This window comes from Massilia sp. 2TAF26, assembly GCF_052115005.1.
Classification (GTDB): Bacteria; Pseudomonadota; Gammaproteobacteria; order Burkholderiales; family Burkholderiaceae_D; genus Telluria.
Map to the genome: position 1 here is coordinate 78,154 of NZ_JBFRFV010000012.1, position 12,368 is coordinate 90,521.

The following is a 12,368-nucleotide window of genomic DNA, read 5'->3' on the forward strand; positions in this document are numbered from 1 at the left end:
CGCGGTAGTCGATACGCGGAGCACGCCAAGCGGCCCCGGCTTTATCGCAGCGGCGCCATCCCGAGGGCCGTCATTTTCTCGCCGAGGGCCAGGCGGTCGGCATCAATCTGGCCGCCGTTCGTGCGGCTCGACAAGGCGGCTTTCGTTTTCCGGCCGAGGAAGTAGGCGATGCGTTCCGCGTTCGCGCCGGAGGGGTGGGGAATGCCATGCAGGATGCGCGCTTCGTCGAGCATGCCGCGGCGCGCCAGCCACGACAGCGCCTGGCTCACCTTGGGCCCGAGCGGCACGAAGACGGCGCCGGACAGCTGCGCCGCTTCCTGGCCGAAATACGCCAGCAGCTGTTCCTGCAGCAGGGGCGTGGTCACCATGTTCGGATTGGCGCCGTTATAGTTCTTGCCATCGACGAAGATGGGCTGGCGCAGCGCCCCGGTCACGTGCATGAGGTGGGCGTCGGCGCCGAACAGCGTGGCGCAGCTGGCGATCCCGAGCCAGCGCTGCAGGCCGATATGGTCGAGCAGGGCCACCAGGTTGGGACGGATCGCACCGCTGAAGGCGCCCGTGTACTTGGCCGCGCGCAGCAGGTCGGGCAGGGGCAGGCCGTCGCGCAAGCCCTGCTGCGCGGCGCGCACCGCATTCTTCCATTGCACGAAGCCGGGCGAGATCCCGACCACCACCACGCGCGCGGCGGGATTGACGTAGTCGAAGGGAATGTAATGCGCTTCGACGCGGCCGGCGCGGCCGAGCAAATAGGCATCCGGAATCTGTGCGGGATTCGCGATCGCGGCGAGGTCGGTGGCGGCGATCAGGTCCGCGTAGTCAGCAAACTGGGCAGGCATGGCCGTATTGTGCCACGGTGCGCCGGCCGAGCGGGGCGCCGTGCTAGCATCGGGCCGACCTGCCGCCGCGGCGGCGATACCTCATACCTATACAGGACCGAACGTGAACGTGCAAACCGACTCCACCCCAGGCATCACCCAGGCGCCGTTCGGCAAGCTGCCCGACGGCGCGCCGGTCACCCGCTACACCCTCGTCAACCGCCACGGCATGACGGTGAAGATCCTCGATTTCGGCGGCATCATCACGAATATCCTCGTGCCCGACCGCGAGGGCCGCTTCGCCGACGTCGCCCTCGGCTTCGACGAGCTGTCGCCCTACCTTGGCGAGAGCCCGTATTTCGGTGCCCTGATCGGCCGCTACGGCAACCGCATCGCAAAGGGCCGTTTCACGCTCGACGGCCACAGCTACCAGCTTGCGACCAATAACGGCAGCAACCACCTCCACGGCGGCGACCGCGGCTTCGACAAGGTCCTGTGGCAGGCCGCCGTCGAAGGCAATGAACTACGGCTGCGCTACCGCAGCGGGGACGGCGAGGAGGGCTATCCGGGCAATCTGGACGCCCAGGTCGTCTACAGCCTCACCGACGACAACGAGATCGTCGTGCGGTTTTCGGCGGTCACCGACAAGCCGACGCCCGTCAACCTGACCCAGCACAGCTATTTCAACCTGGCCGGCGTCGAGGGCTGCGGCGACATCCTCGGCCATGAACTCCTCATCGATGCCGACGGCTTCGTGCCGATCGACGCCGAATCGATCCCGCTGGGCCAGGTGCGCCCGGTGGCCGGCACCCCCTTCGACTTCCGCCAGCCGCGCAGCATCGGCAGCCGGATCGGCGAGGACGACCGGCAGCTCGCCAACGGCCAGGGCTACGACCATTGCTTCGTGCTGAACAGGGAGGCCGGCAGCCGCCTGCTGACGCGCGCGGTGCGCGTGCGCGATCCCGGTTCGGGGCGGGTGCTGGAACTGCTGACCCAGGAGCCGGGCGTGCAGTTCTACAGCGGGAACTTCCTCGACGGCAGCCTGTCGGGCAAGGGCTGCGCCTATCCCCACCGCGGCGGCTTCGCCATCGAGCCCGAGCACTTCCCGGACTCGCCGAACCAGCCTGCTTTCCCGAACACGATCCTGCGCCCGGGCGATATGTATGCGACCGAGTCGCGCTTCAGGTTTTCGGTGGAGGCATAAGCAACGGTGTTGTTCCGATAACTCATTTTTGTAAATATCTTCCCACAAACTTCACTTTTCTATCGACTTTCGTTAGTTTCTCGCCATAAACTTTGTCGCTTTGCGTCATATTTGTGCGTGGACTTGTAATCAACAAGGTTTCGGAGAGAAGAATGAAAGTTACGGATTGGAAGATCGGGACCCGTCTCGGGATGGGTTTCGGGGTCATCTGCCTGGCGCTGGTGTTCATCGTCGGACAGGGTGTGATCGGCCTCGGCAGTGTGAACACCGGTACCCATACGATCGTCAGCAAGCGCATGCCGCGCCTGGACCTGAGCAGCCGTCTGTCGGGCGAAGTCGACGACATCGCGATAGCGCTGCGCAACATCATGCTGAACGACGACAAGGCCGACCGCGCCACCCAGCTCGATGAAGTGAAGGCCTCGCGCAAGGATGCCGAGACCATTCTGGCCGAACTCGACAAGACTCTGGAAAGCGCCCAGGGACGTGCCCTGCTGGGCCAGCAGCAGGAGCTGAACGCCAGGTATGTGAAGAGCCAGGATGAACTGATCCGCATGGTCGAGGCGAACGACATGGACAGCGCCAAGGCCTACCTCGCGAAGGAGATGCGCCCGATCCTGGTCGAGTACAAGAAGGTGATCGCCGAGCAGATCCGGCAGCAGAAGGAACTCGCCGACGCCGATGCCGCCGCCGCCGCCGACACCTATGCCCGCACCCGTAGCCTGATGCTGGGGGTGGGCCTGCTGATCCTGGGCGCCGCCGCCGCGCTGGCGCTGTGGACCACGGCCTCGATCGTGCGCCCGATCCGCCGCGCACTGGCGGTGGCCGACGCCGTCGCCGCCGGCGACCTGACCACCAGGGTCGAGGTCACCAGCAAGTGCGAGGTCGGCCAGCTGCTGGCATCGCTGAAGACCATGAACGACAACCTGGTGAAGACCGTCGCCACGGTGCGCACCGGCACCGAGGCGATCGGCTCGGCGTCCAGCGAAGTCGCGGCCGGCAACCAGGACCTGTCGAGCCGCACCGAGCAGCAGGCCAGTTCGCTGGAAGAGACGGCGTCCTCGATGGAAGAGCTGACCTCGACCGTGAAGCAGAACGCCGACAATGCGCGCCAGGCGAATACCCTGGCCGAAGCCGCATCCGGCGTCGCCGCGCGCGGCGGCCAGGTGATCCACCAGGTGGTCGCCACCATGGAACAGATCCACGACGCTTCCGGCAAGATCACGGACATCATCAGCGTGATCGACGGCATCGCCTTCCAGACCAATATCCTCGCGCTGAACGCGGCCGTGGAAGCGGCGCGCGCCGGCGAGCAGGGCCGCGGCTTCGCGGTCGTCGCCGGCGAAGTGCGCAACCTGGCCCAGCGCTCGGCCGCCGCGGCCAAGGAAATCAAGACCCTGATCGACGATTCCAGCGACAAGGTCGATACCGGCAGCCGCCTGGTGAAGGAAGCCGGCAGCACCATGAACGACATCGTCGACAGCGTGGGCCGCGTCACCGACATCCTCAACGAGATCACCTCGGCCAGCCAGGAGCAGAGCGCCGGCATCGAGCAGATCAACGAAGCCATCACCCAGATGGACACCGTGACCCAGCAGAACGCCGCGCTGGTCGAAGAGGCGGCCGCCGCCTCGCAAGCCATGCAGGACCAGGCCACGCGCCTGGCGCAGGCGGTGGCGGTGTTCAAGCTCGAGCACGGCGCCGCGCCGGCCATGGCCGCCGCCCCGGCTGCGCCGCGTTCCACCCTGCCGGCAGTAAGGGCGGCGGCCGCCAAGCCGGCGGCCAGGCCGGCCCGCACCGCGCGTCCGGCGCCGGCCGAGGCGGTGGAGAGTGATTGGGAAGAGTTCTAAGAACGTCGTCCCCGCGAAGGCGGGGATCCAAGTTCTGCTTGATCTGCCGAAACGCGAGCAAACTTGGGTCCCCGCCTGCGCGGGGACGACAGTCTCAACTCGCAGCCGCTGATTATGTTATGGTATCCGACGCGCCCCCAAGGGCGCGTTCGGCAACCGTCTTTACAAGGATCAGCATGACCGGCTTCGTCATCACCCCTCCCGACACCCCCGCGCTTGCCATCGCAGGCTCCGACCAGACTTTCCCGCTGCGCCGCGTGTTCTGCGTCGGCCGCAACTACGCCTCCCACGCGCGAGAAATGGGTTCCGACCCGGACCGCGAACCGCCGTTCTTCTTCACCAAGCCGGCCGACGCCGTGGTGCCGGCCAGCGGCACGCTGCCTTACCCGCCAGCCACGAAGGAGCTGCACCATGAGGTCGAACTGGTGGTGGCCCTGAAGGAGGGCGGTGCGAACATCGCACCGGAACAGGCGCTCGGCATGGTGTGGGGCTATGCGGTCGGCCTCGACCTGACCCGGCGCGACCTGCAGGCCGTCGCCAAGAAGGACGGACGGCCCTGGGACATGTCGAAAGGCTTCGACGCCTCGGCGCCCTGCAGCCCGCTGCAGCCGGTCTCCTGTACCGACCACCCGCAGGCCGGCCGCATCTGGCTCGAGGTGAACGGCCAGCTGAAGCAGGAGGGCAACCTGAACGAGATGATCTGGCCGGTGGCCGACGTGATCGCCTACCTGTCGCGCTTCGTGACGCTGGCGCCGGGCGACCTGATCTTCACCGGCACCCCGGCCGGGGTCGATGCCCTGAACCCGGGCGACCACGTGCGCGGCGGCGTGGACGGCGTCGCCACTTTCGAACTCGCCATCGGCGGCCAATGACGGGCCTTCACCGCCCCGGGCTGCTGCAGATCGGCGGCTTCCCGCCGGAGGTACAGTCGCAGATCGACGCCGAATTCGAGCGGCTGGGCGCCGCGGACATCGAACGCGATCCCGCGCGCGCCGGCGATATCCGCGCCATCGTCACCCGCAGCAACCTGGAGGTGCCGGCCAGCCTGGTCGAGCGCCTGCCGAAGCTGGAGATCATCGCCACCAACGGCGTCGGCTACGACTTGATCCCGCTCGAGCTGGCGGCGCGGCGCGGCATCGTGGTGTCGAATACCCCGGACGTGCTGAACGCCGCCGTGGCCGAGCTGTGCATCGGCGCGCTGCTGTCGCTGCTGCGCCAGCTGCCCCAGGCCGACCGCTATGTGCGCGACGGCCGCTGGCTTGAGGCCAACTTCCCCCTGAGTACCAGCCTCGCCGGCAAGCACGTCGGCATCATCGGCCTGGGCCGCATCGGCAAGGAGATCGCGCGCCGGCTCGAACTGTTCGGCGTGGCCCTGGCCTACCATGGCCGCAGCGACCAGGGCCTGGACTGGCGCTTCGAAGCCGACCTGGCGGCGCTGGCGCGCGACGTCGACATCCTGATCGTGGCGGCGCCGGGCGGACGCGAGACCGCGCGCATGATCGATGCGCGCGTGCTGGACGCACTCGGGCCGCGCGGCTGGCTGGTGAACGTGGCGCGCGGTTCGCTGGTGGACGAGGAAGCGCTGCTGGCGGCGCTGGAGCAGAAGCGCATCGCCGGCGCCGCGCTCGACGTGTTCGACGGCGAGCCGGACATCGACAAGCGTTTCCTCGGGCTGGAGAACGTGCTGCTGTTGCCGCACATCGGCAGCGCCACGCAGGAAACGCGGGCGGCGATGGCGCAGCTGATGCTGGATAATTTGCGGAGTTGGTTCAGGAGTGGGCGGGCGTTGACGCCGGTGACTGCCTGAACCTTGGCGCATGAACGTCAGCGCATGAACGTCGTCCCCGCGAAGGCGGGGACCCAAGTTTTGCGTGCGTTTCGACCGCGCCTGCAAACCTCGGTTCCGCCTGCGCGGGAACGACGGTTCTAAAGCCGACTCAATTCGCCATATTCTTGGCCACGATCGCATCCGTAGCCGCCTGCGCCTGCTGCAGCGGCTGGTTCAGCACATTGGTCGTATAAGTCGGGCTCGGGGCCGCCACGGCGCCCAGCGCGCCGCCGTCCTGCTTGCTGATGTCGACGTCGACGGTGGCGGACAGGCCCACGCGCAGCGGATGCTGGGCCAGCTCCTTCGGATCCAGCGAGATCCGCACCGGCACCCGTTGCACCACCTTGATCCAGTTGCCGGTTGCGTTCTGCGCCGGCAGCAGCGAGAAGGCGCTGCCGGTGCCGGCGGCCAGGCCCACCACCTTGCCGTGATAGACCACCTTGCTGCCGTAGATGTCGGCCTCGATCGTGGCCGGCTGGCCGACGCGGATGTCGCGCAGTTCCGATTCCTTGAAGTTGGCGTCGATCCACAGCTGGTCCAGCGGCACGATGGACAGCAGCGGCGCGCCCGGGGCGATGCGGCTGCCCACCTGCACGCTGCGCTTGGCCACGTAGCCGCTCACCGGCGCGACGATGGCGTTGCGGCGCGCCGCCAGCCAGGCCGACAGGTAATCGGCTTTCGCCGCCAGCACGGTCGGGTGCTCGGCCGGGGACACGCCCGCCACCGCCACCCGCGCCGCCGCCACCTGCTTCAGCGCCACGTCCAGCGCGGCCTTCGCATCCTGCACGGCGCGGCGCGCGTGCGCCACGTCTTCGCCGGAGACGACATTATCAAGCGCCAGCGGCAAGCGCCGCGCCAGGTCGTCCTGGGCCGCCTTCAGGGTCACGCGGCGCTGTTCGACCACCGCGTTCAGCTGATCGACGTTGGAATAGCGCTCGCGCTGCTGGCGCACGGCGGTGCCCAGGCGCGCCTCGGCCTGGGCCAGGTTCACTTCGGCGTCGGAGGGGTCGAGGCGCACGATCTCTTCGCCGGCTTTCACCAGCTGGGTCTCGTCGGCGCGGATCTCGACCACGCTGCCGGTCACCTGCGATGAGACGTTGACCAGGTTGCCGCCCACGTAGGCATTGTCGGTCTCGACGCGCTTGGAGGAGACCAGGGTGTAATACGCGCCGTAGGCGAGGCCGGCGGCGAGGAAGGCGACGGTGATGCCGGCCAGGACTGCGCGGCGCTTGCCCTTGTTCGTGATTTGATTGTTCTCGGTGCTCATGGTCTTGGGTTCTGGATTATTTGGTGTTGTTCGATGCGGCAGCCGTCGCTGCGGCAGCCGTCGATGCGGTGGCCGTCGTTGCGGCAGCCGAGGCGGGCGCGCGATAACCGCCGCCGAGCGCCTTGACCAGCGCCACCTGGGTCTGCAGGCGGGCGTCGAGCAGCTGCAGGTCGGTGTCCTGCTGGCGCAGCAGGGTCATCTTCGCCTGCAGCACGCCGGCGCGTTCCAGCAGGCCGCGCTGCATGCGCGCCTCGGCGCTGTCGAGCAGCTTGCGGCTGGATTCCACGGTCTGCCGGTGGGCCTGCGCTTCCTGGTCGAGACCCTGCAGGGTTGCGCCTTCCTGGGCCACTTCGCGCACCGCGGCCAGCACGGCTTCGTTGTACTCGGCCACCAGTTCCTCGCGGCTGCCGCGGGCCACGCCCAGCTGGGCCTTCAGGCGGCCGCTGTCGAACAGCGGCAGGTCGAGGGTGGCGCCGAGCAGCGGCGTGCGGCTGGGCCAGCGCAGCAGCTTGCCGAGCGAGACCGCGTCGAGGCCGAGCGCGCCCACCAGGTTGATGTCGGGACGGAAGGCGGCTTCGCTGGCGGCCACGCGGCCGAGCTGGGCCTCCACCCGCCAGCGCGCGGCCTGCAGGTCGGGACGGCGCGCCAGCAGCTCCATGCCGAGTTCGCGCGGCAGGGTATTCGCGCCGGGCGCCGGCTTGAAGCGGGCCAGCTTGGCGAGGGCTTGCGTATCGCCGCCGATCAGGGCGCGCAGCACCTCGCGCTCGCGCACCGCCTGGGTGGCGAAGCGGGCCGACTGTTCTTCCATCGTGCCGAGGTCGAGTTCGGCGCTGCGCAGCATGTCGGCGCTGGCCAGGCCGTGGGCGATGCGGGCCTTGCGGCCGGCCACCAGCTCGCGCTGCACCGCCGCGAGAAGCTTCACGTTGTCCTGGCGTGCCCACAGCATCTGCAGGCGGAAGTAGCTCTGGACGACGCTTGCGGCGATCGCCTGCGCGGCCTGGGCGGCTTCGGCCTTGCGCGCATTTTCTTCGCCCAGCGCGCTAGCGACCAGGGAGCGGTGCTTGCCCCACCAGTCGACGTCATAGGAGGCGCGCAGCTGCACGTTGGCGTCGTTGAAGTAGTTGCCGCCGATCGGCGGCGGGAAGAAGCCGTTCGAGGAATAGCGCTGGCGGTTCAGGCCAGTCGACAGGCCCACCTGGGCGCCTTCGTCGGCACGTTCGGCCGTCACGATGGCCTGGGCGCTGGCGACGCGCGCCTGCACTACGGCCAGGCTCGGGTTGTCGTGCAGTGCCTGCTGGACCAGGGCGTTCAGCTGCGGGTCGCCGTAGGTCAGCCACCATTGCTCGGCCGGCCAGGCGTCCTGCGGCAGGGTGATGCCGGGCGCGTGCTGGGCCTTTGCCGCCAGGTCGATCGGTGCGGCGCGCTTGCTGTCGGCCGGCACGCTGATGCAGCCGGCCAGCAGCGCCAGCACGGCGCCGGCGGCGAGGCTGTTTTTCAGGATGAATGAGGTGTGTCGCACTTGTTCTAGCTTTCCAAATTAATCGAGGTGCACGTCGACCGGGGCCGGGGCTGAAGCAGCTTTCGGCGGACGGATCAGGATCAGCAGCGGAATCACGGCCGCGGTGAGCAGCATCATCAGCCAGTAGTCGTCGACGTAGGCGATCATCGAGGCCTGGCGCGTGATCTCGTTGTTGATCATGGCGGCGCCGAGCTGGCTGCCCATGTTGTAGATGCTGGACGGGTCGTTCAGTGCCGGATTGGCATTCGTGATCTGGGTCGTCAGCGAGGCGTGGGCGATCTGGGTGTTACGCACCAGCAGGGCCTGCACCATGGCGATGCCGATCGAGGAACCGATGTTGCGGACCAGGCTGTACAGCGCCGTACCCTCCGCACGCATCTGCGGCGACAGGGTGGCGAAGGTGGCGGCCGACAGCGGCACGAACACCAGGCCCAGGCCCACGCCCTGGATCACGCCGGGCCACACGATGTCGGACTGCGACAGCACCAGCGTGTACTGGGTCATCTGCCACAGCGAGAACGCGGTGATGGCGAAGCCGGCGCCCAGCAGCAGGCGGAAGTCGACCTTGCCGGTGAGCCGTCCCACCACCAGCATCGCCGCCATCGTGCCCAGGCCGGACGGCGCCGTCACCAGGCCGGCCAGCGCCGCCGGGTAGCCCATCAGGCCCTGCAGCATGGTCGGCATCAGCGCGCGGGTCGCGAACAGCACCATGCCGACGATGAAGATCAGCAGCAGGCCGGTGACGTAGTTGCTGTTCTTGAGCAGGCGGAAGTCGACGAAGGACTGGCCGGCCGGACGCGTCAGGGTGTGGCCGATGAAGTAGGCGCCGGCCAGCAGCAGCATGACCAGCTCGACCCAGGTCTCCAGCGACTGGAACCAGTCGTTCTGTTCGCCGCGGTCGAGCAGCATCTGCAGCGCGCCGATCGCGATCGACAGAGTGACGAAGCCGAACATGTCGAAGCGCACCCGGCGCGCGGCGGTGGTGGCGTGGATGTAGCGCCAGATGCCGTAGAAGGCCACCGCGCCGATCGGCAGGTTGATGAAGAAGACCCAGCGCCAGCTGTAGCTGTCGGTCAGCCAGCCGCCCAGGGTCGGGCCGAGGATGGGGCCGATCATCACGCCCATGCCCCATACCGCCATCGCCGAGCCGTGCTTTTCTTTCGGATTGATGTCGAGCAGGACCGACTGCGACAGGGGCACCAGGGCCGCGCCGAACACGCCCTGCAGCATGCGCGAGACGACGATCTCGGTCAGGTTCATCGATAGCCCGCACAGGGCCGAGGCGATGGTGAAGCCGGCCACCGAGACCAGGAACACCTTCTTCAGGCCGAAGCGGTCGACCAGCCAGCCGTTCAGCGGGGTGGCGATGGCGGCGGCCACGATGAAGGAGGTCAGCACCCAGGTGATCTGGTCCTGGGAGGCCGACAGCGCGCCCTGCATGTGGGGCAGGGCGACGTTGGCGATGGTGCCGTCGAGCGCCTGGATGATGGTCGCCAGCATGATCGAGATCGTGATCATGGTGCGGTTGATCGGCGGATTCCCGGAGGCCGGCGCCGCGTTCGCCGTGGCTGCGCTCACAGCTGTTCCTCGATGCGCGCGCGCAGCAGTTCCAGCAGCTCGGTGGCGGCCTCGAGCCGGGCCGGGTCGATGTCGCCCAGCAGGGCCAGGCGCACGGCATTGGCCTGCTCCTTCACCTGCTTGTACAAGGTGGTGCCGGCATCGGTCAGGTGGACCAGCTTGACGCGGCGGTCGGTGGGCGAGGGCGCGCGCGTGACCAGGCCTTCGCGCTCGAGGCGGTCGAGCATCGACACCATCGACGGGCCTTCGACGCCGACCAGGTCGGCCAGCGCGCGCTGCGACATCGGCTCGCCCGACTTGGCGATCATGGCGATGGTCATCCAGCCGGCCTGGCCGATGCCCAGGTGCTTCAGTTGCTTGTCGATCAGGAGGCGCCAGCCGCGCGCCGTGTTGTGCACGGCGGCGGAGAAGCGCTCTCCGATCGGAGATTCAGGTAGATCGCTCATCGTTAGAATTCGAATCGATAGGAATCTATCGAGTTTAGTTTATGCAAGTTGAGTTGTAAAGAGCGTGTCGTGTCAGAATGGACATAACGATGAGTGAGGAGGGAAGATGCCGCAAGCCGCATTGCTGACCGTCCACGGCATGGGAGAGACGCCGCGCGATTACGCCGAAAAGCTGTTCCAGGCCGTGGCTGCACGGCTGGGACCCTTGTCCGGCCAGGTCGATTTCCGCTCGATCTACTACCAGGACATCCTCAAGCCCAACCAGGAAACCGTGTGGGCCAGGGTCAGCGACACCACCCGCCTGCACTATGCCGACCTGCGCCGCTTCCTGCTGTTCGGCTTCGGCGACGCCGCCGGGCTGGAGAACCGCAAGGAGATCGACGGCTCGGTGTATGAACTGGCGCAGGCGGCGATCGCGCGCCAGCTGCTGGGCGTGGCCAGGCAGGACCCGTCGGCGCGGGTGGTGTTCCTGGCGCAGTCGCTGGGCTGCCAGGTGCTGTCCAGCTATATCTACGATGCGCAGAAGGCGCTGGCGGGCGGCCAGGTCCTGGCCGGGGTGTGGAAGGACGTCGACGCCTGGGCCATGCGCGCGCTGGGGGCGCGCCTGAGCGACAGCGACCGGCACTTCATGGCCGGCGCCACCTGCAGCGCCTTCGTCACCACCGGCTGCAACATCCCGATCTTCTGCGCGGCCCACAAGCAGATGGACATCAAGCCGATCGCGCTGCCGACGCCCGGCTTCGAGTGGATCAACTTCTATGACCCCGACGACGCGCTGGGCTGGCCGCTGCAGCCGCTCTCGCCGGGCTACGCCGAACTGGTCGACGACCGCGCGATCAATGCGGGGCAGGGCGTGGTGACCTGGATCCTGAAGAGCTGGAACCCGCTGTCGCACACGGTCTACTGGAGCGACGCCCAGGTGCTCGACGCGCTGACCCAGCGCCTGCGCCTGGAAGTCACCTGAGCGAACTGTATTCCCGCGCCGCGCCGGCTTCTGTGCGCGCCACGCCGGATGCCGTCAGGCTACCATCGGGCACATGAGAGAATCGATTGCAGAACACGCCGCGCGGGCGGAGCCGGCCGGCTTCCAGCTGCGGCCCATCGTGCGCCACCGCGGCGCCAGCCATGGCGCGGCGCATGACAATGTGGCCGAGGAGATGCCGCTGGCCCTGGTGGTGAACGGCATTTCGCAGGTGGTCATGATGGTCACCCCGCGCGACCTCGAGGCCTTCGCGGCCGGCTTCGCGCTGACCGAGGGGCTGGTCGACAGCCGTGCGCAGATCTACGACATCGAACTGCGCCTGCATGCGCGCGCGGCCGAGGTCGAGCTGACCGTGGCCCAGGAAGCCTTCCAGCGCCTGAAGGGACGGCGCCGCGCGCTGGCCGGACGTACAGGCTGCGGGGTGTGCGGCATCGAAAGCCTGGAACTGCTCGACCTGGCGCCGGAAAAGATGGCGCCGGCGGCGCTGCCGGCGGACCCCGGCGCGGCCATCGCGCGCGCCGCCGCCGAACTGCCGCGCCACCAGACCCTGATGCGGGAGACCGGCGGCGTGCATGCGGCGGCCTGGTGCGGGCTGGACGGCGCCATCGCCGCCGTGTTCGAGGACGTCGGCCGCCACAATGCGCTCGACAAGCTGGTCGGCCACCTGGCCCTGGCGCGCGCCGACCTGCGTGGCGGCTTCGTCTTCATGTCCAGCCGCGCCAGCTACGAGCTCGCACGCAAGACCGCGCGCATGGGCATCCCGATGCTGGCGACGATCTCCGCGCCCAGTTCGCTGGCGATCGACATTGCGGCCCAGGCCGGCCTGAAGCTGGCCAGCTTCTGCCGCCGCGACGGCTTCGTCGAATACACCTGATTGCC

At 68.2% G+C, this 12,368-nt stretch carries 11 protein-coding genes; 6 read left to right on the forward strand and 5 right to left on the reverse strand.

Annotation, left to right across the window (positions count from 1 at the left end):
* Window positions 1–41: 41 nt before the first annotated feature.
* Complete coding sequence (locus AB4Z32_RS14480) at window positions 42–836, reverse strand: hypothetical protein (RefSeq protein ID WP_442122549.1); 795 nt, start codon at window positions 834–836, stop codon at window positions 42–44.
* 103 nt (window positions 837–939) lie between these two features.
* On the opposite strand from AB4Z32_RS14480, the gene AB4Z32_RS14485 reads away from it, so the two are divergent.
* From AB4Z32_RS14485 to AB4Z32_RS14500, 4 genes are all read left to right on the forward strand, one after another.
* Window positions 940–2,019, forward strand: coding sequence for an aldose epimerase family protein (locus AB4Z32_RS14485; protein ID WP_442122550.1), 1,080 nt, complete (start codon window positions 940–942; stop codon window positions 2,017–2,019).
* 152 nt (window positions 2,020–2,171) lie between these two features.
* The gene (locus AB4Z32_RS14490; RefSeq protein ID WP_442122551.1) at window positions 2,172–3,869 is read left to right on the forward strand and encodes a methyl-accepting chemotaxis protein; all 1,698 of its coding nucleotides are present in this window, start codon (window positions 2,172–2,174) and stop codon (window positions 3,867–3,869) included.
* Between the two features lie 176 nt (window positions 3,870–4,045).
* Complete coding sequence (locus AB4Z32_RS14495; RefSeq protein WP_442122552.1) at window positions 4,046–4,741, forward strand: fumarylacetoacetate hydrolase family protein; 696 nt, start codon at window positions 4,046–4,048, stop codon at window positions 4,739–4,741.
* Window positions 4,738–5,676: a 2-hydroxyacid dehydrogenase gene (locus tag AB4Z32_RS14500; RefSeq protein WP_442122553.1), complete on the forward strand. Its 939-nt coding sequence runs from the start codon at window positions 4,738–4,740 to the stop codon at window positions 5,674–5,676. Before AB4Z32_RS14495 ends, AB4Z32_RS14500 begins: the two co-directional genes overlap by 4 nt.
* 130 nt (window positions 5,677–5,806) lie before the next feature.
* On the opposite strand, the gene AB4Z32_RS14505 is transcribed toward AB4Z32_RS14500, so the two are convergent.
* The 4 genes from AB4Z32_RS14505 to AB4Z32_RS14520 are packed head-to-tail and all read right to left on the reverse strand — an operon-like array spanning window position 5,807 to window position 10,507.
* The gene (locus AB4Z32_RS14505; RefSeq protein WP_442122554.1) at window positions 5,807–6,964 is read right to left on the reverse strand and encodes an HlyD family secretion protein; all 1,158 of its coding nucleotides are present in this window, start codon (window positions 6,962–6,964) and stop codon (window positions 5,807–5,809) included.
* 16 nt (window positions 6,965–6,980) lie between these two features.
* Complete coding sequence (locus AB4Z32_RS14510) at window positions 6,981–8,483, reverse strand: efflux transporter outer membrane subunit (RefSeq protein WP_442122555.1); 1,503 nt, start codon at window positions 8,481–8,483, stop codon at window positions 6,981–6,983.
* 18 nt (window positions 8,484–8,501) lie between these two features.
* Window positions 8,502–10,001: an MDR family MFS transporter gene (locus AB4Z32_RS14515; RefSeq protein WP_442122621.1), complete on the reverse strand. Its 1,500-nt coding sequence runs from the start codon at window positions 9,999–10,001 to the stop codon at window positions 8,502–8,504.
* A 56-nt stretch (window positions 10,002–10,057) separates the two neighbouring features.
* Window positions 10,058–10,507: a MarR family winged helix-turn-helix transcriptional regulator gene (locus AB4Z32_RS14520; protein WP_442122556.1), complete on the reverse strand. Its 450-nt coding sequence runs from the start codon at window positions 10,505–10,507 to the stop codon at window positions 10,058–10,060.
* 106 nt (window positions 10,508–10,613) lie between these two features.
* On the opposite strand from AB4Z32_RS14520, the gene AB4Z32_RS14525 reads away from it, so the two are divergent.
* Window positions 10,614–11,471 carry a hypothetical protein gene (locus AB4Z32_RS14525; protein ID WP_442122557.1) on the forward strand — a complete coding sequence of 286 codons (858 nt, stop codon included), beginning with the start codon at window positions 10,614–10,616 and terminating at the stop codon, window positions 11,469–11,471.
* 73 nt (window positions 11,472–11,544) lie between these two features.
* Window positions 11,545–12,363, forward strand: coding sequence for a formate dehydrogenase accessory sulfurtransferase FdhD (gene fdhD / locus AB4Z32_RS14530; RefSeq protein WP_442122558.1), 819 nt, complete (start codon window positions 11,545–11,547; stop codon window positions 12,361–12,363).
* The last annotated feature ends 5 nt before the right edge of the window (window positions 12,364–12,368 follow it).